This is a genomic window from Actibacterium naphthalenivorans, assembly GCF_014196965.1.
Taxonomy (GTDB): Bacteria; Pseudomonadota; Alphaproteobacteria; order Rhodobacterales; family Rhodobacteraceae; genus Actibacterium_A; species Actibacterium_A naphthalenivorans.
In genome coordinates this window covers 36,593-57,976 of the sequence record NZ_JACIEQ010000003.1, presented here as the reverse complement: position 1 = coordinate 57,976, position 21,384 = coordinate 36,593, and the positions used below count along the sequence as shown (strand labels likewise).

24 protein-coding genes and 1 tRNA gene are annotated in these 21,384 nt (G+C 65.7%); 21 read left to right on the top strand and 4 right to left on the bottom strand.

Going from position 1 to position 21,384, the window contains the following annotated elements; translation table 11 throughout:
• Positions 1-9 precede the first annotated feature (9 nt).
• From murA to GGR17_RS11505, 11 genes are all read left to right on the top strand, one after another.
• Positions 10-1,278 (top strand): UDP-N-acetylglucosamine 1-carboxyvinyltransferase, encoded by a 1,269-nt coding sequence (murA, locus tag GGR17_RS11555; RefSeq protein WP_054539716.1) that lies wholly within the window; start codon positions 10-12, stop codon positions 1,276-1,278.
• Positions 1,275-1,751: a DUF2948 family protein gene (locus tag GGR17_RS11550; protein WP_054539715.1), complete on the top strand. Its 477-nt coding sequence runs from the start codon at positions 1,275-1,277 to the stop codon at positions 1,749-1,751. The genes murA and GGR17_RS11550 overlap by 4 nt, the downstream gene beginning before the upstream one ends.
• Complete coding sequence (locus GGR17_RS11545; protein WP_054539714.1) at positions 1,748-2,242, top strand: GNAT family N-acetyltransferase; 495 nt, start codon at positions 1,748-1,750, stop codon at positions 2,240-2,242. Before GGR17_RS11550 ends, GGR17_RS11545 begins: the two co-directional genes overlap by 4 nt.
• Positions 2,243-2,285: 43 nt before the next feature.
• Positions 2,286-3,596 (top strand): histidinol dehydrogenase, encoded by a 1,311-nt coding sequence (gene hisD, locus GGR17_RS11540; protein WP_054539713.1) that lies wholly within the window; start codon positions 2,286-2,288, stop codon positions 3,594-3,596.
• The gene (locus GGR17_RS11535; RefSeq protein WP_054539712.1) at positions 3,593-4,078 is read left to right on the top strand and encodes a UPF0262 family protein; all 486 of its coding nucleotides are present in this window, start codon (positions 3,593-3,595) and stop codon (positions 4,076-4,078) included. The genes hisD and GGR17_RS11535 overlap by 4 nt, the downstream gene beginning before the upstream one ends.
• 7 nt (positions 4,079-4,085) lie before the next feature.
• The gene (locus tag GGR17_RS11530; RefSeq protein WP_082386663.1) at positions 4,086-4,538 is read left to right on the top strand and encodes an arsenate-mycothiol transferase ArsC; all 453 of its coding nucleotides are present in this window, start codon (positions 4,086-4,088) and stop codon (positions 4,536-4,538) included.
• Positions 4,539-4,763: 225 nt separating this feature from the next.
• Entirely contained in the window at positions 4,764-4,982 is a 219-nt protein-coding gene (infA, locus tag GGR17_RS11525) for a translation initiation factor IF-1 (RefSeq protein ID WP_037209844.1), read from the top strand.
• Positions 4,983-4,989: 7 nt separating this feature from the next.
• Entirely contained in the window at positions 4,990-5,568 is a 579-nt protein-coding gene (locus GGR17_RS11520; protein ID WP_054539711.1) for a Maf family protein, read from the top strand.
• Complete coding sequence (locus GGR17_RS11515; protein WP_054539710.1) at positions 5,565-6,605, top strand: ribonuclease E/G; 1,041 nt, start codon at positions 5,565-5,567, stop codon at positions 6,603-6,605. Before GGR17_RS11520 ends, GGR17_RS11515 begins: the two co-directional genes overlap by 4 nt.
• Positions 6,602-6,784, top strand: a complete 183-nt coding sequence (locus GGR17_RS11510) for a DNA gyrase inhibitor YacG (RefSeq protein WP_037209840.1) — start codon at positions 6,602-6,604, stop codon at positions 6,782-6,784. The genes GGR17_RS11515 and GGR17_RS11510 overlap by 4 nt, the downstream gene beginning before the upstream one ends.
• A 161-nt stretch (positions 6,785-6,945) precedes the next feature.
• Positions 6,946-7,020, top strand: a tRNA-Phe gene (locus GGR17_RS11505).
• A gap of 129 nt (positions 7,021-7,149) precedes the next feature.
• Here GGR17_RS11505 and GGR17_RS11500 read toward each other — a convergent pair.
• Complete coding sequence (locus tag GGR17_RS11500; RefSeq protein WP_082386662.1) at positions 7,150-7,815, bottom strand: methyltransferase domain-containing protein; 666 nt, start codon at positions 7,813-7,815, stop codon at positions 7,150-7,152.
• A gap of 99 nt (positions 7,816-7,914) precedes the next feature.
• Positions 7,915-9,225 (bottom strand): guanine deaminase, encoded by a 1,311-nt coding sequence (gene guaD, locus GGR17_RS11495; protein ID WP_054539708.1) that lies wholly within the window; start codon positions 9,223-9,225, stop codon positions 7,915-7,917.
• 122 nt (positions 9,226-9,347) lie between these two features.
• Between guaD and mgtE the strand changes: the two genes are divergently transcribed.
• From mgtE to GGR17_RS11465, 6 genes are all read left to right on the top strand, one after another.
• Positions 9,348-10,733, top strand: coding sequence for a magnesium transporter (gene mgtE / locus GGR17_RS11490; protein WP_054539707.1), 1,386 nt, complete (start codon positions 9,348-9,350; stop codon positions 10,731-10,733).
• Positions 10,730-11,296, top strand: a complete 567-nt coding sequence (locus GGR17_RS11485; protein ID WP_054539706.1) for a 5-formyltetrahydrofolate cyclo-ligase — start codon at positions 10,730-10,732, stop codon at positions 11,294-11,296. Before mgtE ends, GGR17_RS11485 begins: the two co-directional genes overlap by 4 nt.
• A gap of 71 nt (positions 11,297-11,367) precedes the next feature.
• Positions 11,368-12,180, top strand: a complete 813-nt coding sequence (locus GGR17_RS11480; RefSeq protein WP_054539705.1) for a TIGR00282 family metallophosphoesterase — start codon at positions 11,368-11,370, stop codon at positions 12,178-12,180.
• A complete protein-coding gene (locus tag GGR17_RS11475) occupies positions 12,177-13,100 on the top strand; it encodes a DMT family transporter (RefSeq protein ID WP_054539704.1) in 924 nt (307 codons plus the stop codon). Before GGR17_RS11480 ends, GGR17_RS11475 begins: the two co-directional genes overlap by 4 nt.
• A gap of 22 nt (positions 13,101-13,122) precedes the next feature.
• Positions 13,123-14,901, top strand: coding sequence for an SLC13 family permease (locus GGR17_RS11470; protein ID WP_054539703.1), 1,779 nt, complete (start codon positions 13,123-13,125; stop codon positions 14,899-14,901).
• Between the two features lie 33 nt (positions 14,902-14,934).
• On the top strand, positions 14,935-15,312 hold the full coding sequence (locus tag GGR17_RS11465) for a hypothetical protein (protein ID WP_037207219.1): 378 nt from the start codon (positions 14,935-14,937) through the stop codon (positions 15,310-15,312).
• Between the two features lie 12 nt (positions 15,313-15,324).
• Here the strand turns inward: GGR17_RS11465 and GGR17_RS11460 are convergent, their stop codons facing one another.
• Positions 15,325-16,590, bottom strand: a complete 1,266-nt coding sequence (locus tag GGR17_RS11460) for a SulP family inorganic anion transporter (RefSeq protein WP_054539702.1) — start codon at positions 16,588-16,590, stop codon at positions 15,325-15,327.
• A 177-nt stretch (positions 16,591-16,767) separates the two neighbouring features.
• On the opposite strand from GGR17_RS11460, the gene GGR17_RS11455 reads away from it, so the two are divergent.
• The 4 genes from GGR17_RS11455 (at position 16,768) to GGR17_RS11440 (ending at position 19,882) form a co-directional block, all read left to right on the top strand.
• The gene (locus tag GGR17_RS11455) at positions 16,768-17,508 is read left to right on the top strand and encodes a YebC/PmpR family DNA-binding transcriptional regulator (RefSeq protein ID WP_054539701.1); all 741 of its coding nucleotides are present in this window, start codon (positions 16,768-16,770) and stop codon (positions 17,506-17,508) included.
• 244 nt (positions 17,509-17,752) lie between these two features.
• Entirely contained in the window at positions 17,753-18,322 is a 570-nt protein-coding gene (locus GGR17_RS11450; RefSeq protein ID WP_054540459.1) for a hemerythrin domain-containing protein, read from the top strand.
• A gap of 86 nt (positions 18,323-18,408) precedes the next feature.
• Positions 18,409-19,581: a PepSY-associated TM helix domain-containing protein gene (locus GGR17_RS11445; RefSeq protein WP_054539700.1), complete on the top strand. Its 1,173-nt coding sequence runs from the start codon at positions 18,409-18,411 to the stop codon at positions 19,579-19,581.
• 52 nt (positions 19,582-19,633) lie between these two features.
• The gene (locus GGR17_RS11440) at positions 19,634-19,882 is read left to right on the top strand and encodes a YdcH family protein (protein WP_037207204.1); all 249 of its coding nucleotides are present in this window, start codon (positions 19,634-19,636) and stop codon (positions 19,880-19,882) included.
• Positions 19,883-19,924: 42 nt separating this feature from the next.
• Here the strand turns inward: GGR17_RS11440 and GGR17_RS11435 are convergent, their stop codons facing one another.
• The gene (locus tag GGR17_RS11435) at positions 19,925-21,328 is read right to left on the bottom strand and encodes a helix-turn-helix domain-containing protein (RefSeq protein ID WP_054540458.1); all 1,404 of its coding nucleotides are present in this window, start codon (positions 21,326-21,328) and stop codon (positions 19,925-19,927) included.
• Positions 21,329-21,384 lie beyond the last annotated feature (56 nt).

The window sequence follows — 21,384 nt, the reverse complement described above, 5'->3', positions numbered from 1 at the left end:
GCAAAGCAGATGGATTCGATTGTCATTCGGGGCGGCGGTGCCCTCAACGGGGAGATCCCGATCGCCGGGGCGAAAAACGCCTGTCTGACGCTGATGCCGGCGACGCTGCTGAGCGAAGAGCCGCTGACGCTGACCAACGCGCCGCGTCTGTCGGACATCCGGACCATGACATCGCTGCTGCAATCGCTGGGCGCCGAGGTGTCGAGCCTGCAGGACGGGCGCGTTCTGGCGCTGTCATCGCACGGGCTGGACAATCACACGGCGGATTACAACATCGTGCGCAAGATGCGCGCGTCGATCCTGGTGCTGGGGCCGATGCTGGCGCGCGATGGCCACGCCATCGTTTCGCTGCCCGGCGGCTGTGCGATCGGGGCAAGGCCCGTGGATCTGCATCTGAAAGGGCTGGAGGCGCTGGGCGCCGAGCTGGAGCTGAAGGATGGCTATGTGCATGCCAAGGCGCCGGGCGGGTTGAAAGGGGCCGAGGTGGTGTTTCCCTTCGTCTCCGTCGGCGCGACGGAGAATGTGCTGATGGCCGCGACCCTGGCCAAGGGAACAACGATCATCCGCAACGCCGCGCGCGAACCCGAGATCGTCGATCTTGCCCGTTGCCTGCGCAAGATGGGCGCGCAGATCGAAGGCGAGGGCACGGAAACCATCACCATCGAAGGCGTCGACAGGCTGTGCGGCGCCACCCATCCCGTGGTAACCGACCGGATCGAGCTTGGCACCTACATGCTGGCCCCGGCCATCACCGGGGGCACGGTGGAATGTATCGGTGGCCGGCTGGAGCTTGTGGCCGCCTTCGCGGAAAAGCTGGATCAGGCCGGCATCAGCGTCGAGCAAACCGAGCGCGGGCTGAAAGTGTCGCGCCGCAACGGGCGGGTGAACGCTGTCGATGTGATGACAGAGCCGTTCCCGGGCTTTCCCACCGATCTGCAGGCGCAGATGATGGCGCTGTTGTGCACTGCCGAAGGCACCAGCGTTCTGGAAGAGAAGATTTTCGAGAACCGGTTCATGCATGCCCCCGAACTGATGCGGATGGGCGCGCGGATCGATGTGCATGGCGGCCATGCCACCGTCACCGGCGTCGAGCGGCTGAAGGGCGCGCCTGTCATGGCCACCGATTTGCGTGCCTCGGTGTCGCTGATCCTGGCCGGCCTTGCCGCCGAGGGGGAAACCGTGGTCAGCCGTGTCTATCATCTTGATCGCGGATACGAGCGTGTCGAGGACAAGCTGGGCGCCTGCGGCGCACATATCGAACGGGTGCGCGAAGAATGACCGAAGATGCAACATTCGAAGACGGGGCCGAGGCGCCGCTGCGCCTGAAGGCCGATGATGCCGAAGGGCTTTCGGTGATTTCGAGCCTGACGCAGGATGCCGTCTTTCCCGTCACCGAGATGGCATGGCGCCCGGGCGCGCGGCGCTTTGCCCTGCTGCTGAACCGGTTCCGGTGGGAAGATCGCGTGGCGGCTGAACGGCGCGGCCGGCCTTATGAAAGGGTGCAGGCGGTGCTGGCCTTCGACGATGTCGCGCGGGTATCGTCGCAGGGGGTGGACCGAAACGACAAGGACACGGTGTTTTCGCTGCTGTCGGTGAGTTTCGAACCGGGAGAAGACGGCACCGGCCGCGTGGTGCTGACGCTTTCCGGGGATGGCGCGATTTCGCTGGATGTCGAATGTCTGGACGTCACGCTGAAGGATGTCACCCGGCCCTATGTGGCCCCGTCGCGCAAGGCGCCGGCGCACGAATGATTTTCCGGCGGCTTGTTCCCGCCGACGCCGCATTGTGGCGCGACATCCGGCTGGAGGCGCTGCAGAACGATCCCCCGGCCTTTGCCACCAGGTACGAGGAAATCGCCGACAGGCCGCTGACATTCTTTGTGGAGATGCTGGAGCAGGCGAACTATCATGCAGGTTTTGACGGCGGGCGGGCAGTGGGCGTGATGGGCTGGGTCGCCGAACCCTACATGGCGGCGCGTCACCGTGCGATGCTGATGTCGGTTTATATTCGCCCCGCCTGGCGCGGCGCGGGGGCGGCGGGGCAGCTGCTGCACCAGGTGCTGGCTGATGCCGCGCGCCACGGCATCCGGCAGATGGAACTGGGCGCCCGCGCCGGCGATCCGCGCGCTGTGGCGTTCTACAAGCGTCACGGGTTCCACCCGATGGGCGAGATCCCCGATGCATTCCATCATGACGGGCAGTCGCATGACGAGCTTCTGATGTTCCGACGCCTGGACGCTTGAGACACACGCGCAGGCCGGATATGTGAAGGGCAAGGAGAGACCCATGCCCCAGTTTCTTGACACCACCGATCCCGATTTTGCCGCCCGGTTCGACGCCCTGCTGGGCGCCAAGCGCGAGGATGCGCCGGATGTGGACGAGACCGTGGCGGCGATCATCGCTGACGTGCGTGCGCGCGGCGATGCGGCGGTGCTGGAGCTGACCGCGAAGTTCGACCGGCTGGAACTGACGCCCGAGACGCTGGCCTTTTCCCCCGAAGAGATCGAGGCCGAATGCGCCAGGGTCTCGCCCGAGGATCGTGCCGCGCTGGAGCTGGCGGCGCAACGCATCCGCGCCTATCACGTGCGCCAGATGCCGGAGGATCAAAGCTGGACCGACCCGGACGGCGCCACGCTCGGCTGGCGCTGGACGCCGGTTTCGGCGGCCGGGCTTTACGTGCCGGGCGGGCTGGCCTCTTACCCGTCCTCGGTGCTGATGAACGCGATCCCGGCGCAGGTGGCCGGCGTCAAGCGGCTGGTGATCTGTGCCCCGACGCCGGATGGCGTCTGCAACCCGCTGGTTTTGCTGGCGGCGCGGCTGGCCGGGGTGGATACCGTCTATCGCATCGGCGGCGCCCAGGCGATCGCGGCGCTGGCCTATGGCACCGCCACCATCGCCCCGGTGGACAAGATCACCGGCCCCGGCAATGCCTTTGTCGCCGCCGCCAAGCGCCGGGTGTTCGGCAAGGTCGGCATCGATATGATCGCCGGCCCGTCGGAGATTCTGGTGATCGCCGACCGCAACAATGATCCAGACTGGATCGCGGTGGACCTGCTCAGCCAGGCCGAGCATGACGAAAGCGCCCAGTCGCTCCTCATCACCGATGACGCGGCTTTTGGCCGTGCCGTCGCCGCCGCCGTCGAGAAACGGCTCGAAACGCTGGAGCGGCGGGTGATCGCCGGGGCGAGCTGGCGCGACTACGGCGCGGTGATCATTGTGCGCGATCTTGCCGAGGCGGCCGCGCTGTCGGATCGTATCGCCCCCGAGCATCTGGAGCTTTGCGTCGATGATCCCGACGGGCTGTCACGGATGGTCACCCATGCCGGGGCGATCTTTCTGGGGCAATGGACGCCCGAGGCGATCGGCGATTACATCGGTGGCCCCAATCACGTGCTGCCCACGGCGCGCTCGGCGCGGTTTTCCTCTGGCCTCTCGGTGATGGATTTCCTGAAACGCACCACGCTGGCCCGGATGACGCCCGAAGCGTTGCGCGCCATCGGCCCCGCCGCCGAACGGCTGGCCATTTCCGAAAGTCTGGAGGCGCACGGCTTGTCGGTGCGCGCCCGGCTTGAGCGTCTGAACGAGGGCACAGAATGACCCTATCCCGCCTGTCCCAGGTCGAAATCGACGATACTGGCCTGCCCGCCCCGACACCGGAAATCGAGCAGGAGCGCAAGGTCGCGATCTTCGATCTGCTCGAAGACAACAGTTTCGCCCTTCCGCCCCGTGACGGGCAGGCGGCGCCCGCCGGGCCCTATAACCTGCATCTGGCCATCCGCGAAAAGCGGCTGGTCTTCGAAGTCCGCACCGAGGCGGGCGAGGCGGTCGCCGAGTTCCACCTTTCGCTGGGGCCGTTCCGGCAGGTGGTGAAGGATTACTTCCAGATCTGCGAAAGCTATTTCGACGCGGTCAAGAAACTGCCCCCCGCCAAGATCGAGGCCATCGACATGGCCCGCCGCGGCATCCACAACGAAGGCGCGCGCGTGCTGCAGGAGCGGCTGGATGGCAAGGTCGAACTCGATACCGATACCGCCCGGCGGCTTTTCACCCTGATATGCGTTCTGCATTTCGGGGGCTGATGTGGTGATGAGGGACCTCCCACAATCGGTTCTCTTTTGCTGTGATCACAACGCCGTCCGTTCCCCCATGGCCGAGGGGATGGCCAAGAAGTTTTATGGCCGTCGGTTCTATGTGCAATCGGTAGGCGTGAAGAATGATCTGGAGGTCGACGGTTTCGCCATCGCCGTCTGCGCCGAAATCGGTGTGCCGCTCGAGCGGCATCAATCGCGCTCGTTCGACGAGATGGAGGAATGGGGCGATGACCTGTCCAGCTTCGATCTGGTGGTGGCGCTGTCGCCGGCCAGCCAGCGGCGCGCACTGGAGCTGACGCGCTTCTATCATCTCGACGTGGAATACTGGCCGATTCTGGACCCGACCGGCCTGGGCGAGACGCGGGAGGCCAAGCTTTCGGCCTATCGCCAGTCGCGCGACCAGATACGCGATCACCTGATCGAACGGTTCGGCCCGCCCTGTGCCTGACGGCAAACGCGGGCGGGTGCGGCCGCGAATACCACTGAAATCGAAGGAAATGCGGTTTTCCGGCGGGCGGCGCGCAATGCGCGGCAGCGCCGTTTTGCGCCCGCGTGGCGCGGCATCCTTGCCCGCAGGAACAGTTTTGCGCGATCCGCCCTTGAAAAAGCAGGGGTTTAAGAGCATTTAAGGCCACGCTCGCATCCTGGCGGGCAAAACCACTTAGGAGTGACCATGGCCAAGGAAGAAATGCTCGAATTCCCCGGCGTCGTGAAGGAACTCCTGCCTAACGCGACATTCCGGGTCGAGCTTGAGAACGGCCATGAGATTATCGCGCATACGGCAGGAAAAATGCGCAAGAACCGTATCCGCGTTCTTGCCGGCGACCGCGTTCAGGTGGAAATGACACCGTACGATCTGACCAAGGGTCGGATCAACTATCGCTTCAAGTAACCGGCTGATGCGGCTGGTTCTGGGCTCTGCCAGCCCGCGCCGGAAGGATCTTCTGGCGCAGATCGGAATCGTGCCTGACGCGATCCGCCCTCCTGACATCGACGAAGACCCCGCAAGGGGCGAGCTTCCGCGCCCCTATTGCGCCCGCATGGCCATCGAAAAGGCCCGCGCGGTTCAGGCCGGGGCCGACGAGGCGGTGCTGTGCGCCGATACCACCGTGGCGCTCGGGCGCCGCATTCTGGGCAAGCCCCGGAACGCGGGCGAGGCGGCGGAATTCCTGCTGGCGCTGTCGGGCCGCCGCCACAGCGTGATCACCGCCGTGGCCCTGCGCCTGGGCGAGCGTGTGTGGGAGCGTGACGTGGTGACGGCGGTAAAGTTCAAGCGGCTGTCCGACGAAGAGCTGAACGCCTATCTGCGCTCTGACGAATGGCGGGGAAAGGCGGGCGGCTATGGCATACAAGGCATGGCCGGCGCCTTCGTGCCCTGGATCAGCGGCTCGTTTTCCGCCGTCGTCGGCCTGCCGCTGGCCGAAACCGCATCGTTGCTGCAGGCGGCGGGCTATCCGCTTTACAAGGAGGCGCCATGAAGGGCCGCACCGTCATTCTGGGCCAGCTCAACGGGCGCGCCGCCGCCGCGCTGATGGTCAACGGCCGCCTCGAAGACCTGCTTGTCGATCCGCCCGAGGATCTGCCCGCGCCCGGCGCCATCTTTCGCGCCACCGTCGACCGGCAGGTCAAGGGGCAGGGGGGTATCTTCCTGAAACTGCCCGGCGGCACCGCGTTCATGCGGCAGGCCAAGGGGCTTGCCCCTGGCCAGACGCTGCTGGTGCAGGTCTCCGGCTTTGCCGAGCCGGGCAAGGCAGTGCCGGTCACGCCGAAACCCCTGTTCAAGAGCCGCTATGCGATCGTGACGCCCGGCGCGCCGGGGCTCAACGTGTCGCGGACCATCCGCGATGACGAAGAGCGTGACCGCCTGCTGGAAATCGCCCATGCCGCGATGGGCGAGGAGAGCTCCGGCTTCGGGTTGATCCTGCGTTCGGCCGCCGCCGGCGTGGCCGAAGAAGAGATTGCCGCCGACATTTCCGCGATGCGCGACGTGGCGCAGGCGGTCATGTCGGAAGGCGTTGGCGCGCCCGAGTTGCTGCTGGATGCGCCCGATGCCCATATGCGCGCCTGGCGCGACTGGGCCGATCCCGATCCCGATGAGGTGATCGAGGGTGACAGCGCCCTTGCCGATCTGGGCGTGCTGGATGCCATTGACGCGCTCGCCGGGCCCGCATCCCTGCCCGGCGGCGGCGCGCTTTATATCGAGCCGACGCGGGCGCTGTTGGCAGTGGACGTGAACACCGGCCCCGACACGTCGCCGGCGGCCGGGCTGAAGGCCAACCTCGCCGCAGCGCGGGATCTGCCGCGGCAGTTGCGGCTGCGGGGGCTGAGCGGCCAGATCATCGTCGATTTCGCGCCGATGCCGCAAAAAGACCGGCGCCAGCTGGAACAGGTGCTCAAGGCCGCCTTTCGCCCCGATCCGGTCGACACCACTTTTGCCGGCTGGACCCCGCTGGGCAATTTCGAGATCCTGCGAAAGCGCGAGCGCTTGCCGCTGACGGAGGGCCGCGAAAAATGAGTTGCCCGATCTGCGGAAAAGACAGCGCCCCGAAATACCGGCCCTTCTGCTCCCGGCGCTGCGCCGATGTAGACCTCGGAAAATGGCTGACCGGAGGCTATGCCATCCCCGACGACACCCCGGAGGCGCTGGAGGAGGCGGCCGACGAGGCCGACCGTCAAACGCGCAAGCCGAACTGAGCCGCGGCCTGCCCGAAAACCCGCGGCAGGGGAAGGCGGCATTGGAGGGCGAATTTTTATGCTCCGCCCTCTGGACACCGCCCAGCCGCGCGTCTAGAAGATCGCAGCCCGAACGGCGGTGCGGCAGGTTTCCCGGCCGATCACCACACCCGTTCACCCGTGCCCGGGTAGCTCAGGGGTAGAGCAGTGGATTGAAAATCCTCGTGTCGGTGGTTCGATTCCGCCCCCGGGCACCATTTAAACATTCGCAATGAATGGCTTATGCCAAGGTGGAACTCTCCACCCTCCCGTGCCTTGCGGGATGGCTTCGCCCGCCGCGAAGCTGCGGCTGCCGCACCTCCAGCCTGGCTATAAAGGAGCCGGCTCTATTCCGCCGCCAGTTGCGATGCGCTGTTTTGGGGGTGCAACGCCGCGAAATGGCGGACATAGCGCATCCCCTCGGCATCGGCGGTGGCGAGCGTCTTGCGGAACACGCCGATCGTATCGCCCCAGTCGGTATCCACGTTGCGATAGGTCTTTTCCATCGCCCTTGCCTTGGTGCTGTTGTTTTCGCGCCAATGATCCAGATGCCGGGTTTCCCAGTCGGTGGTGGCCTCGACAACCTCCAGCCCGGCCCAACGGGCCAGCGCGGTCATGCCGTCGCGGTAGAACCGCCAGCAATCCTGCGGCGCGCGATGTTCGTAGCCGCGCGACGGCGCGATATGGATCATCAGACCGCCCATCTTCAGAACCCGCGACATCTCCAGAAAACTCAGCCAGAACATTTCGTTATGTTCCAGCATCTGGCCACTGATCACCGCGTCAAAGCTTTGATCTTCCAGCGGAAACAGGAACGGGTCGGACAGTACCACGTCAACATTCGGCCCATCGGCCAGATCGCAGCCCACATAGGACCAGCCGCCGCTTTCCCAGATTTTCCGATATTTCGGCCGCCGCCCCATCGCACCGATATCCAGCACACGGCCGGGTTCAAGCTTGCTCGCGTGGTCCTGAAACATGCGCTGCATGTAAAGACGGGATTCCCTGTGCATGGCACATACCTGCTCTGATTTATTTGTTTTTGAACTGCTCTTGTTACCAAGAGGTTAGCACAGGCGGCGAATCACCGGCAAGCGTGATGATCCGGTTTCTTATCCGGCGCTGGCGGCGGGCTGCACGCAGCGCCCCCCGGCCCACACGGCGCTCACCGCGCGGTCGTCACCCATCATGATCGTGGGGAACAGCGCCTCCCATATGTCGTTGGCGCGGGTGCTGCGTTGGGCGATGGCGGGAGTCGACGCAAGGTCGAGCACCACGAGATCGGCCTCGATCCCCGGCGCAAGGTTGCCGATGCGGTGATCGAGCCGCAGGGCGCGCGCGGCGCCCTGCGTGGCCAGCCAGTAAAGTTCGGCCGGATGCAGGGCACGCCCGCGCAGCTGTGCCACCTCATAGGCGGCGGCCATGGTGCGCAGCATCGAAAAGGATGACCCGCCGCCGGTGTCGGTGGCCAGGCCGATGCGCTGGCCTTCTCGCATCAGCCCGTCCATGTCGAACAGGCCCGATCCGATGAAGGTGTTCGACGTCGGGCAATGCACAAGGCTGGCATCCGCCTCTTTCAGCCGCGCCCGTTCGCGCGGTTCCAGATGGATGGCATGGCCGAACACCGCGCCGGCGCCCAGAAGGCCGTGGCATTCGTAGGTATCCAGATAGTCGCGCGCCTCCGGGAAGAGGGACCGGGCCCAGGCCACCTCATCAACCTGTTCGCTCAGATGGGTCTGCATCAGGCAATCTGGATGTTCGGCCCAGAGCGCGCCCATGGCGGCAAGCTGTTCGGGGGTCGAGGTGGGCGAAAATCGCGGCGTGATCACATAGGACAGCCGGCCCGCCCCATGCCATTTCTCCAGCAGCGCCTTGCTGTCGTCATAGGCCGATTGCGGCGTGTCGCGCAGGCCTTCGGGCGCATTGCGATCCATGCAGGTCTTGCCGCCCAGCATCCGAAGGCCGCGCGCCTGTGCCTCGGAGAAATAGGCATCCACGCTTTCGGGGTGGATCGTGCAGAAGGAACAGACAGTGGTGGTGCCGTTGGCGAGCACCAGATCGAAATACCGCGCGGCGATTTCGGCGGCATAGGTGGCGTCGGCGAAGCGCATCTCTTCGGGGAAGGTATAGGTGTTGAGCCAGTCGATCAGCCGTTTGCCCCAGCTTGCGATCATCGCCGTTTGCGGGAAATGCGCATGGGCGTCGATGAATCCTGCGGTGATCAGCCCGTCGCCGTAATCCCGCACCGTGGCACCCGGGTGCCGCGCGCGCAGCTCATCCGCCGTGCCGGTCTCTTGGATCAGGCCGTCGCGCAACGCAACGCCGCCGTGGCGCACATGAACGGCCGATTCCGCCACGCCCGCGGCGAAGGGATCGGCGCGAAAGCTCAGGGTCTGCCCCAGAAGAAGCGTGGTGTCGGCCATGCGTGTCCCTCGTGTTTCCGGCGCAGCGTAAGGGGCGCGCGCCGCGGCGTAAATCACGCATCTTGCCCTGTTGCTCGATCCGGGCTTTGGCTATGGTCGGGCCAAAGCGCAGGGGGCAGGCCATGGCGGAAGAGATCACCGAGCAGGTGGAACGCGAAGACGACGGATACGGGCTGGACAACCGCACCGTTGCGGCGGTCCGGCTTGCCGTGGCGGCAGGCGATGGCCCCCGGCTGGGCGCGCTGCTGGAGCCGCTGCATGCCGCCGACATCGCCGACCTTCTGGAGCAGATGGACAGCGGCCACCGGCGCGAGATCCTGCTGCTGGACCCGAGCCATGTGGATGGCGAGGTGCTCTCGGAGCTTGATGACAGCATCCGCGAGGAGGTCATCGAATTCCTGCCCAGGAATGTTCTGGCCGACGCGGTGCGCGATCTGGAATCCGACGATGTCGTCGATCTGGTCGAGGATCTGGAAGAGCCGCAGCAGGCGGCGATTCTGGATGCGCTGGAAGATGCCGACAGGGTCGCCGTCGAACAGGCGCTGAGCTATCCGGAATATTCCGCCGGCCGCCTGATGCAGCGCGAAGTCGTGGCCGCGCCCGAGCATTGGAACGTGGGCGATGCGATCGACTATCTGCGCTCCAACAAGAAGAAACTGCCCGAGGAATTCTATCATATCATCGTGGTCGATCCGCGGATGAAGCCGGTGGGCTATGTCACCCTTGGCAAGCTCCTGTCGACCAAGCGCAGCGTGCCCCTGACCGGTATTCTGGAAGACAGCTTCCGCGCCATCCCCGTGACCCAGCCGGAATCCGAGGTCGCCTATGCCTTCAACCAGTATCACCTGATCTCTGCCCCCGTGGTCGATGACGAAGGGCGGCTGGTGGGCATGATCACCATCGATGACGCGATGATCGTGCTGGATGAAGAGCATGAGGAAGACATCATGCGCCTGGCCGGTGTTGGTGAGGGCAGCCTGTCGGACAGGGTGATCGAAACCACCAAGCGCCGCTTCCCGTGGCTGTTCGTGAACCTGATCACGGCCATTCTGGCCTCGCTGGTGATCGCGCAGTTCGAGGCGACGATCGCGCAGTTCGTGGCGCTGGCGGTGCTGATGCCCATCGTCGCCTCGATGGGGGGCAACGCGGGCACCCAGTCGCTGACCGTGGCCGTGCGGGCCATCGCCACCAAGGACCTTACCGGATCGAACGTCTGGCGCGTTGTCCGCCGCGAGGCGCTGGTGGGGCTTGTGAACGGCAGCATCTTCGCGCTGGTCATGGGCGTCATCGGCATCCTGTGGTTCGGCACGCCGATGCTGGGCGTGGTGATCGGGGTGGCCATGGTGGTGAACCTGGTGATCGCCGGTCTGGCCGGGATCCTGGTGCCCGTGGCGCTGGACAGGTTCGGCGTGGATCCGGCGCTGGCCTCGGGCGCCTTCGTGACGACAGTGACCGACGTGGTCGGCTTTTTCGCCTTTCTCGGGCTGGCCGCGGTTCTGCTGCTGTGAGCGGGATCGCCGAGCAGAAGGCCGCGGCGCGCAAGGCGGCCTTCGCGCGCCGCAAAGACGTGCATGACGAGCTGCGCGGGGCAAGGGCGGCGCAGGTGCTGCTGGAGGTGCTGAGGCCGCAGGCGGGCAGGGTGGTCTCTGGCTACATGCCGATCCGCACCGAGGCCAGCCCGCTGCCCGCGATGCTGGGGATGATCGGCCTGTCATCCGTGACCGTGCCTGTCATCCAGGGCGAGGGCCTGCCGCTGATCTTCCGCGAATGGCGCCCCGACAGCGCGATGATCGATGGGCCGTTCGGCGCGTTGGTGCCGGCCGACGGCGATTTTCTGGCGCCGCAGGTGCTGATCGTGCCCTTGCTGGCGTTTGACCGGCGCGGCTACCGGCTTGGCTATGGCGGCGGGTATTACGACCGGACGCTTCAGGCCCTGCGCGCAAGCGGGCCTGTGCTGGCCATCGGCTTTGCCTATGCGGCGCAGGAAATGGCCGAGGTGCCGACGGAGGACACCGACCAGCCGCTGGACATGGTGGTGACAGAGGCGGGCGCGCTGGCCCTTGCCGGATGATCGCGCCCAAAAATCGCGCCGCGCATCGCGGGGGCTTGCCCTGACCGACCGGGCGTCCTAGGCATTACGCCATGAAAATCCTCTTCCTTGGCGATGTGATGGGCCGTGCCGGCCGTGCCGCGATCACCGAGCGCCTGCCGAAGCTGCGCGCCGACTGGGGCCTCGATTTCGTTGTGGTCAACGGTGAGAATGCCACCTCTGGCGCGGGGCTGACCGCGGCCCATGCGAAGGCTCTGCTGGAGGCCGGCGCCGATTGCCTGACGCTGGGCGATCACGCCTTCGACCAGAAAGAGATGCTCAGCTTCATCGAGCAGGAGCCGCGTATCCTGCGGCCGCTGAATTTCGCCAAGGGCGCGCCGGGCAAGGGCTACCGGCTGTGTTCGGCTGCGGGCGGGCGCAAGGTGCTGGTGACCCAGGTGCTGGGCCAGGTCTTCATGAAGCGGCCCTTCGACGATCCCTTCTCTGCGATCGATCTGGTGCTGAAGGCGCACCCGCTGGGCGGGCAGGCGCAGGCCATTCTGGTTGATATGCATTGCGAGGCGACATCAGAGAAGATGGCGATGGGCCATTGGTGCGACGGGCGCGCCAGCATGGTGGTCGGCACCCATACCCACGTGCCGACCGGCGATGCCCAGATCCTGCCGGGCGGCACCGCGTTCCAGTCGGACGCGGGCATGTGCGGCGATTACAATTCGGTCATCGGCATGGACAAGGCGGAGCCGCTGCGCCGGTTCATCACCGGTATGGGCAAGGGGCGTTTTACCCCGGCGGGGGGCGAGGCCACGCTTTCCGGCCTGTATATCGAAACCGACGACCGGACGGGCAAGGCCACCCGCGTGCGGATGATCCGTGAAGGCGGGCGTCTGGAGGCGGCCGCGCCATGACCGGGCGCCCGGCTCTGGTCGCGTTTCTGGCGCTTCTGGGCGCGGGCTGGGGGATGACACAGCCGCTTGCGAAACTCTCTGTCTCGGGCGCGTATCGCCAGTTCGGGATCATCTTCTGGCAACTGGTCATCGGCGCGCTGCTGCTGGGCGCGATCACCTGGCTGCGCGGCAGGCCGCTGCCGATGACGGCGCGCCACCTTCGGCTTTATGTCTTCATCGCGCTGGTCGGCACGCTGCTGCCCAACGCAGCGTCGCTGCAGGCGGCGGTGCATCTGCCGGCCGGCATCGTCTCTATCCTGCTGTCGCTGGTGCCGATGGTCTCTTTCCCCATGGCGCTGGCGCTTGGCGTTGACCGGTTCAGCTGGCCGCGCATGGCCGGGCTGGGCTGCGGGTTGGCCGGGGTGGTTCTGATCGTCGGCCCCGACGCGGGGCTGCCCGACCCCGGCATGCTGGTTTTCGTCCCGCTGGCCCTGATCGCGCCGGTGTTCTACGGGGTCGAGGGCAACGCGGTGGCCAAATGGGGCACCGCCGGGCTGGACCCGATCCAGCTCTTGTTCGGGGCCTCGCTGGTGGGGGCGGTGCTGGCGCTGCCCGCCGCGCTGCTGCTGGGGCAGTGGATTTCGCCGCTGCCGCCCTGGGGCGTGGCGGATCTGGCGCTGACTCTGAACGCGGTGATCCATGCGCTTGTCTATGCCGGCTATGTCTGGCTGCTGGGACGGGCGGGGGTGGTTTTCGCGGTGCAGGTTTCCTACCTGGTCACCGGTTTCGGGGTTCTGTGGTCCATGCTGCTGCTGGACGAGGCCTATTCGGGCTGGGTCTGGGCGGCGATGGCGCTGATGTTCGCCGGTCTGTTCCTTGTACAGCCCCGCCCGAACAAGGTGCTTGTGCCGCCGCCGCCTGTGGCTAATGATACGGGCTGACCGGACAACAGGCCCAGGCTGAATGATCGCACTCTCCCTTTCTCCCACAGGCGATGCCATTCTGGCGCTGTCTGTTGTGTTCGTGATGTTCGTGCTTTTCGTCCGGGAACAATACCCGGCCGAGGTTGTGGCGATCTCCGGTGCGGCGGTGATGCTGGTGCTGGGCATACTGCCCTATGACAGGGCGCTGAGCGTGTTGTCGAACCCCGCCCCCTGGACCATCGCGGCGATGTTCATCGTGATGGGGGCGCTGGTGCGCACCGGCGCGCTCGACGGGTTCACCCAGGCCGCGGAGCGCAACGCGCAAAGCCGCCCCAGGCTGGCGGTGGGCGGTCTGATGCTGTTCGTGGTCGGGGCCTCGGCGGTGGTGTCCAATACGCCGGTGGTGGTGGTGATGATCCCGGTGTTCGTCCAGCTTTCGCGGACGCTGAACCGGCCGGCCTCGAAATTCCTGATCCCGCTCAGCTATGCGGCGATCCTGGGCGGCACGCTGACGCTGATCGGCACCTCGACCAACCTGCTGGTGGATGGCGTGGCGCGGGCGCAGGGGCTCAAGCCCTTCACGATTTTCGAGGTCACGCCGCTCGGGCTGGTCCTTGTGGTCTGGGGCATGATCTACCTGCGGGTCTTCGCGCCGCGGCTGTTGCCGGAACGGGCGAGCATGGCCACGCTGATGTCCAACAAGTCGAAGATGAAATTCTTCACCGAAGTCGCCATACCCGAAGACAGCGAACTGGTGGGCATGCCGGTGATGACGGTCGATCTGTTCCGGCGCGAAGGCGTGCGGCTGATCGACGTGCTGCGCGGCGATGCATCGCTGCGGCGCGACCTGAAATCGGTGCTGATCGAACCGGGCGACCGCATCGTGCTGCGCACCGAGATGTCAGAGCTTCTGGGCATGCAGCAGAACAAGAGCGTGCGGATGATCGACAAGCTCAGCTCGGTCGCCACCTCGACGGTCGAGGTGCTGATCACGCCGGGCTGCCGCATGGTGGGCCGCAGCCTCGGCTCGTTGCGTCTGCGCCGCCGTTACGGCGTCTATCCGCTGGCGGCGCACCGGCGGAACCAGAACATCGGGCGTCAGCTTGACGACCTTGTGGTGCGCGTGGGCGACACGCTGCTGCTGGAAGGCTCGCCCGAAGACATTCAGCGGCTGGCCGTGGATATGGAACTGGTCGATATCACCCAGCCCTCGGCGCGCGCTTATCGCCGGGGCCATGCGCCTGTCGCCATCGCGTCGCTTGTGGGGATCGTCGCGCTGGCCGCCTTTGGCGTGGCGCCGATCTTCCTTCTGTCGGTGCTTGCGGTGGCGGTGGTTCTGCTGACGCGCTGCATTGACGCCGAAGAGGCGTTTTCCTTTATCGACGGTCGGTTGCTGGCGCTGATCTTCTCGATGCTGGCGATCGGCGCGGCGCTGGAGGAATCGGGCGCCGTACAGCTTATCGTCGATGCGGCCTCGCCTGCGCTGATGGGCCTGCCGCCGTTCCTGATCGTCTGGGCGATCTACCTGCTGACCTCGTTCCTGACAGAGCTTGTGTCGAACAATGCGGTCGCCGTGGTGGTAACCCCCATCGCCATCGGGCTGGCGCAGGCGCTCGGCTTCGACCCGCGGCCGCTGGTGGTTGCGGTGATGATCGCCGCATCGGCCAGTTTCGCCACGCCCATCGGCTATCAGACGAACATGCTGGTCTACGGCCCCGGCGGCTACAAGTTCACCGATTTCATGCGGGTGGGCATTCCGCTGAACCTGTCCATCGGTCTGCTCGCCTCTGCGATCATACCGTTGCTCTGGCCGCTCTGAGCCGCTATTGCGTCCGCCCAAGGAGAAACCCGCATGTTCCGCGCCCTGCTGCCCGTTTTGCTGTTCGTTGCCGCCTGCGGCGTGCAAACCTCCAGCCGCCCCGAAGCGGTGCTTGTCGAGCGTGACCGGATCACCGTCAGCATGAGCAGCGGCTGGCCCTGTATGGGCTTTCGCACTGATGAAACGCGCACGGCCGATGGCTGGGCCGGGCGGCTGGAAGGCTGCCCCGACGCGTATCCCTACCGGGTCTCGCTCTACGGCATGTCGAATCCGCTGCGGACGCTGCTCGTCGAGGTGTTCGAGGCCATCGGCGCCGAAGACCTGATCGCGCCGGCCGCGCTGGTCGAGATCACGACGGATACCGGCCATGTCTATCGCTTCCGCTCGCCCGATCCGCGCAAGGATGATTGATCCGCCAGGGCCCTAGCGATCCGGCGTTTTCCAGTCGGCCCGCGGCGCGCCCCGGTCGCGCAGCCGCAGCGCCATGCCCACCGACACGCCGACACCGATGGCGACGGTCAGATCAACCGTGACCGTCAGAACCAGCGTCAGCAGCAGCAAGAGCCGGTCGGACGGCCGGGCCGCCATGTAGCCGCGCCACTTGTGCGGCTCGCTCATGTTCCAGGCCGTCAGGATCAGCAGCGCGGCCATCGCCGGCATGGCCAGGTATCCCGCCAGCGGCGCGGCAAGCATCATCAGCCCCAGGATAACCAGCGCGTGCACGATTCCGGCCACGGGGGTTTTCCCGCCGGCCCGGATATTGGTCGCGGTGCGGGCGATGGCGCCGGTGGCGGGCAGGCCGCCGAACAGCGACGAAGCGATATTGGCAACGCCCTGCGCCAGCACTTCGGCATTGGGGCGGTGGTGCCCCTCGATCATCCGGTCGGCCACCATGGCCGACAACAGCGACTCGACCCCCGCCAGAAAGGCGATGATCAGCGCCGATGGCAAAAGCTCGGTCACCCGCGCGAGGGTGAATACCGGCAGGTGCGGGGCGGGCAGGCGGTTTGGCAGCGCCCCGAACCGGCCGTTGATCGTATCGACCGGCAGATGGGCCAGCGCCACCAGGGCCGAGCCTATGGCCACCGCTACGATCAGGCCGGGCAGTTTGGGCCAGGCGCGCCGGAACACCACGATCAGCACGATCGTGACCAGCCCCACCCCGACGGCCCACGGGTTGAGCGTGCCGCGCGCCGCGAACAGCCCCGCCAGCTTGCCGAAGAAATCGGCGGGCAGGGCGCCGGTGGACAGGCCAAGGAAATCCTTCAGCTGGCTGGTGCCGATGATGATGGCGATGCCGATGGTGAACCCGTTCACGACCGCCTCGGGGATGAAGGCGATCAGGTTGCCTATCCTGAAATACCCCGCGATCAGCAGGATGATCCCCGCCATGAACGTCGCCAGCACCAGCCCGTCATACCCATGCCGGGCGATCACCCCGTAGACGACCACGATGAACGCCCCGGTAGGCCCGCCGATCTGCACCCGGCTGCCACCGAGCAGCGAAACGAAGAACCCGCCGATGATCGCCGTGACCAGCCCCTGCGCCGGCGTGGCGCCCGAAGCGATGGCGATTGCCAGGCTCAGCGGTATGGCGACCATCGCGACGGTAACGCCCGCCATCGCATCGGCGGCGAAAAGGGGCCAGCTGTAAGTCCTGAGGGTCGTGAGGATTTTCGGGTGTCGCATGGTGAAATCAATTGAAAAAGGGGTGCGCGCCCCGATGACAGCGTTTCACATGGAAGGCATGGTTGGCAATCGGAATTCAGCATTTCCCCTGCGGCTCATTTCACCGCTGCCCTTGCAGGCCGCGCCGCCCCTGAATTATAGAGTGCCGCAGGCACGGGATCAGGTTCGGAGAGTTTCATGGCAGGCCATTCCAAATGGGCGAATATCCAGCATCGCAAGGGGCGGCAGGACGCCGCGCGGTCAAAGCTGTTTTCCAAGCTGTCCAAGGAAATCACCGTCGCGGCCAAGATGGGCGATCCCGACCCCGACAAGAACCCGCGCCTGCGGCTGGCCGTGAAAGAGGCCAAATCCAACTCGGTGCCCAAGGATGTGATCGACCGCGCCATCAAGAAGGCGACCGGCGGCGATGCCGAGAGTTACGATGAGATCCGCTACGAAGGCTACGGGCCCGGCGGCGTTGCCGTGATCGTCGAGGCGATGACAGACAATCGCAACCGCACCGCCTCGAACGTCCGCTCCACCTTTACCAAAAGCGGGGGCAATCTGGGCGAGACGGGTTCAGTGGGGTTCATGTTCGAACGCAAGGGGCAGGTAACCTATGCCGCCGATGTCGGGGATGCCGACACGGTGATGATGGCCGCGATCGAGGCGGGCGCGGAGGATGTGGAGAGTTCGGAAGAGGGCCACGTCATCTGGTGCGCCGATACCGACCTCAACGAGGTTTCGACCGCGCTCGAGGCGGCGCTTGGGGAATCGGTCTCGACCAAGCTTGTGTGGCAGCCGCAGACCACCACCGAGCTGGATCTTGAAGGTGCCCAGAAGCTGATGAAGCTGATCGAGGCGCTGGAGGATGACGACGACGTGCAATCGGTCACCGCGAATTTCGAGATCTCGGACGAGGTGATGGCGCAGCTTTAAGGGCGGCACGGGCGAAGCCGGGTTGATTTTGTTCCCGGTTTTGACGCCGCACCTGGTGATGTGATCCGGCGGCGCGCTCCGGGCTCCGCATTCTTCCTTGGGCGGCACGGCACTTCTGACCTGCCGCGCCGTGACACTGCGCGTCGAACCGACTAGGGTTCGAACTATTGAAGACGTGAAAAGATATTGAATGCGCGTGGGCGCGCTCCGCTTGCCCACGGCGGCAGAGAGGCTGATTTTTAGCATGACAGAAAACATTACCCCGGACCTGCGCCAGGGTCTGCCCGAAGCCCTGCGGTATCTGGTGGCCGAATACCCGCGTGACATCTGGAGCGGCCACCGGAATTTCGAAGGCCTGACCCGCTTCTGGCTGGAGCGTCACGTCATGTTCCGGCAGGTGCTGGCACGGCTGGAGCAGGAGGCCGAGGCGATGCTCGACGGCAAGATGGAGGCACGGCGCTATCAGCAACAGACCGCGCGCCTGGCGGGGCTTTTTCTGAACCAGCTCGACAGTCATCACCAGGTCGAGGATCAGCACTATTTTCCGCAACTGGCCGCTCTCGAGCCCCCGCTTGCACGCGGGTTCGAGATTCTGGATGCCGATCATCATCTGATCGACGGTCATCTGACCCGGCTGGCTGACACGGCAAATGCGATGCTGCGGGCCGATCCCCTGTCGCCCCTGACCGATGTAGTCGGAGCGCTGAAGCACACTTATGAACGGATCGCGCCCTTTCTGAATCGCCATCTTCTGGACGAGGAGGAACTGGTCGTGCCGGTGATCCTCAAACACGGCCCGCTCCTGCACGGCTGATCCTCGAAAGGGCGGAAATTTTCCGCCGGAAAATGCGCAGCTGAGCGTTTACCTGTGGATGGGTCCAAACGATGGAGTGATGTGGGATGTCGATCAGACGGGTATTCTTTTGGGCCCACCTTGTGGCGGGCGTGGCTGCGGGCCTTGTCATCGTCTTTCTTTCGGTCACAGGGGCCTTGCTGACCTACGAGCGACAGATCATCGCCTGGGCCGAGAAAGGCAGCCTCGCGCTGCCGGCAGAAGCGGGCGCGCCGCTCAGCGCTGATGCGCTGGCGACGGTCGCGGAACAAATCGGCAAGGGCGCGGCCACGTCGCTTGTTTTGCGCGATGACCCCGCGGCGCCGGTGACGGTGCGTACTGGCAGATCCAACACCACGCTGGTTGACCCTTATTCGGGCGTGGTTCTCGAAGACGGGGCGGCCGGCGTCCGGGCGTTTTTCGACTATGTTACCCGGCTCCACCGCTGGTTCGCGATGGAAGGCGTGGCGCGGGAGACCGCAGCGGCGATCACCGGGGCGGCCAACCTTGTCTTCCTGTTCATTCTGGGCTCGGGCATCGTTCTGTGGTGGCCGAAGAAATGGAAGTGGCGGCTGGTGCGCATGAACCTCGTGTTCCGGCGCGGCCTGCCCAACGCCAAGGCGCGGGACTACAACTGGCATCATGTGTTCGGCATCTGGGCGCTGATCCCGCTGATCGTGGTGGTCGCCACAGCGGTGGTGTTTTCCTATCCCTGGGCCAATCGCGCCGTTTATGCCGCCTTTGGCGAAGAGGTGCCTGCCCGCAGCGGCCCGCCGGGCGCCGCACCCCTGGCGAACCAGTCTCAAGGCAACGCCCGGATGGATGGAGACCCGGCAGGCCAGCAGTTGCAGGCGATCGTTGATGACGCGAAGCTTCGGCTGCCCGAGTGGCGCAGCATCACCCTTTCCCTGCCCGACGCCGCCGCGCCCGTAGAGCTTCGCGTGGATAGCGGCACGGGCGGACAGCCGACAAGGCAGACGACCCTGACCTATGCCGCCGACAATGCGCAGTTGGTGTCGGAACGCGGCTTTGTCGACGAAAGCCCGGCGACGCGCGCGCGCATGCTGATCCGGTTCCTGCATACGGGCGAGGCGCTGGGGATCATCGGCCAGACGATTGCCGGGCTTGCCTCGCTCGCCTCGGTCATTCTGGCCTATACCGGGCTTGCGCTGGCCTGGCGCCGGCTGGTCACGCCGCTTTTGCGCAAACGCCGGGTGGAACTTGATCGGCGTCAAGGTTAGGGGTGGGGCAGGCCCCTAATCTCGATCGAAACACAAAGGAAGGAGACCGCAAATGTCCCACACCCCGCATGAGCTGGCCGATGAATTTCCCGAAAAAGCCGATGCGATCCACGCGCTGAAACTCAGCAATCCGCATTTCGCCAAGCTGGTGGACGAGTATCACGAGGTGAACCGCGCCATCCATCGCGCGGAAACCAATGTCGAGCCGACCGACGATTTTCACGACGCCGAGATGCGCAAGACGCGCCTGACCCTGAAAGATCAGATCGCGCGGCTTCTGGCCGCCCCGGCCGAGGGCTGAAACAAAGGCGCGGCAGGGGGCAATCGCCCTGCCGCGCGCCGTTCATTCGGCAATCTCATAGGGCAGCACACCGCGGTGATCGGGATCAACGGTCAGGCGGCGTTCCAGCGGCGGAACCGAGCGCTGGTGGCAGTTCTTCCGGTCGCAGATGCGGCAGGAAATCCCGATCGGTTCGAACGCGGCGGCACGGGCCATATCCAGATCATCGGTATAGACAAGCTGCGCCGCATGTTGAATCTCGCAACCCAGACCGATCGCAAAGCGGCGCACCGGCGCGCCCCAGGCACCGCCGGGTTTCGTCACGTCGCGGGCCAGGCAGAAATAGCGCACCCCGTCGGGCGTTTCCGCCAGTTGCCGCAGAAACCGCCCCGGTGTTTCGAAGGCACGGTGCATGTTCCACAGCGGGCAGGCCCCGCCGAACCGGGCGAATTGCAGTCGGGTGGCCGAATGGCGCTTGGTGATCGTGCCCGCCTGATCGACCCGCACAAAGAAAAACGGCACGCCCTTCGCGCCCGGCCGCTGCAGCGTTGAAAGCCGGTGCGCAACCTGCTCGATCGAGGCGCCGAACCGGTCGGCCAGCCGCTCCAGGTCATGCCGCGTTTCCTGCGCGGCGGCGAGAAAGGGGCCGTAGGGCAGCAGCGCCGCGCCGGCGAAATAATTGGCAAGGCCGATGCGGGCGATGGCGCGGGCCTCGTCGCTCTGGAACCGAGCGAAATCCAGCGTTGCATCCAGAAGCTGCGCCTGGGTCAGCAGCGCCACCTGATGCAGCAGTTGGAAATTCCGCGACGCAGGCTCTGCATGCGAGGAGATGGTCAAGACGCGCCGCGCCGCATCGAAATCGCGCAGCGCGATCTTTTCATCCAGCCTGACGGTAATGCCTGCCGCATCAAGCGCCACGGCGGCCAGCGCGACCGGATCCCCCGGCTCGCCCCGGGGGCAGGCGAACCGTTCGGCGGCACGGTCCACCGCGTCGATATAGTTGTCGCAGTAGTGGAAGAAGTCGCGCACCTCTTCCCAGGGCGAGGATTGCGCGCGCCCGTCTTCGCGCCCCAGCGCCTCGTCCAGCGAGGCCAGCCGTTCATGCGTCTGCCGATAGGCGCGGTGCAGATCGAGAAACGCGCGCGCCAGGGCAGGGGCGTTCGACGCGGCCAGCCGCAGGTCGGCCAGCGGCGGAGCGGTTTCACCGAAGACCGGATCGGCCAGCGCCTCACGCATGTCACTGACGATGCGCGACGCATCCCCGACCGAAAGCTCGGTGACGTCAAAGCCGAATTCCTGCGCCAGCGCCAGCACCACCCCGGTCGACACCGGGCGGTTGTTGTTCTCCATCTGGTTCAGATAGGGCAAGGATATGCCCAGCTTTGCGGCGAATTTCTTCTGGGTCAGTCCCAGCCGGGTGCGGGTCTCGCGCAGCTTGACGCCCGCGTAGAGTTTCTGATTGGTCATCGTCCGCGCCTTCGCAGTTTTGCAGATGCCAGCATAGGCTTTTGCAAAGGCGCGGC

Bases quoted from the DNA above. Each gene is read 5' to 3' on its own strand.
- murA (WP_054539716.1), top strand. From the start codon at position 10: ATGGATTCGATTGTCATTCGGGGCGGCGGTGCCCTCAACGGGGAGATC.
- GGR17_RS11550 (WP_054539715.1), top strand. From the start codon at position 1,275: ATGACCGAAGATGCAACATTCGAAGACGGGGCCGAGGCGCCGCTGCGC.
- GGR17_RS11545 (WP_054539714.1), top strand. From the start codon at position 1,748: ATGATTTTCCGGCGGCTTGTTCCCGCCGACGCCGCATTGTGGCGCGAC.
- hisD (WP_054539713.1), top strand. From the start codon at position 2,286: ATGCCCCAGTTTCTTGACACCACCGATCCCGATTTTGCCGCCCGGTTC.
- GGR17_RS11535 (WP_054539712.1), top strand. From the start codon at position 3,593: ATGACCCTATCCCGCCTGTCCCAGGTCGAAATCGACGATACTGGCCTG.
- GGR17_RS11530 (WP_082386663.1), top strand. From the start codon at position 4,086: ATGAGGGACCTCCCACAATCGGTTCTCTTTTGCTGTGATCACAACGCC.
- infA (WP_037209844.1), top strand. From the start codon at position 4,764: ATGGCCAAGGAAGAAATGCTCGAATTCCCCGGCGTCGTGAAGGAACTC.
- GGR17_RS11520 (WP_054539711.1), top strand. From the start codon at position 4,990: ATGCGGCTGGTTCTGGGCTCTGCCAGCCCGCGCCGGAAGGATCTTCTG.
- GGR17_RS11515 (WP_054539710.1), top strand. From the start codon at position 5,565: ATGAAGGGCCGCACCGTCATTCTGGGCCAGCTCAACGGGCGCGCCGCC.
- GGR17_RS11510 (WP_037209840.1), top strand. From the start codon at position 6,602: ATGAGTTGCCCGATCTGCGGAAAAGACAGCGCCCCGAAATACCGGCCC.
- GGR17_RS11500 (WP_082386662.1), bottom strand. From the start codon at position 7,815: ATGCACAGGGAATCCCGTCTTTACATGCAGCGCATGTTTCAGGACCAC.
- guaD (WP_054539708.1), bottom strand. From the start codon at position 9,225: ATGGCCGACACCACGCTTCTTCTGGGGCAGACCCTGAGCTTTCGCGCC.
- mgtE (WP_054539707.1), top strand. From the start codon at position 9,348: ATGGCGGAAGAGATCACCGAGCAGGTGGAACGCGAAGACGACGGATAC.
- GGR17_RS11480 (WP_054539705.1), top strand. From the start codon at position 11,368: ATGAAAATCCTCTTCCTTGGCGATGTGATGGGCCGTGCCGGCCGTGCC.
- GGR17_RS11475 (WP_054539704.1), top strand. From the start codon at position 12,177: ATGACCGGGCGCCCGGCTCTGGTCGCGTTTCTGGCGCTTCTGGGCGCG.
- GGR17_RS11470 (WP_054539703.1), top strand. From the start codon at position 13,123: ATGATCGCACTCTCCCTTTCTCCCACAGGCGATGCCATTCTGGCGCTG.
- GGR17_RS11465 (WP_037207219.1), top strand. From the start codon at position 14,935: ATGTTCCGCGCCCTGCTGCCCGTTTTGCTGTTCGTTGCCGCCTGCGGC.
- GGR17_RS11460 (WP_054539702.1), bottom strand. From the start codon at position 16,590: ATGCGACACCCGAAAATCCTCACGACCCTCAGGACTTACAGCTGGCCC.
- GGR17_RS11455 (WP_054539701.1), top strand. From the start codon at position 16,768: ATGGCAGGCCATTCCAAATGGGCGAATATCCAGCATCGCAAGGGGCGG.
- GGR17_RS11450 (WP_054540459.1), top strand. From the start codon at position 17,753: ATGACAGAAAACATTACCCCGGACCTGCGCCAGGGTCTGCCCGAAGCC.
- GGR17_RS11445 (WP_054539700.1), top strand. From the start codon at position 18,409: ATGTCGATCAGACGGGTATTCTTTTGGGCCCACCTTGTGGCGGGCGTG.
- GGR17_RS11440 (WP_037207204.1), top strand. From the start codon at position 19,634: ATGTCCCACACCCCGCATGAGCTGGCCGATGAATTTCCCGAAAAAGCC.
- GGR17_RS11435 (WP_054540458.1), bottom strand. From the start codon at position 21,328: ATGACCAATCAGAAACTCTACGCGGGCGTCAAGCTGCGCGAGACCCGC.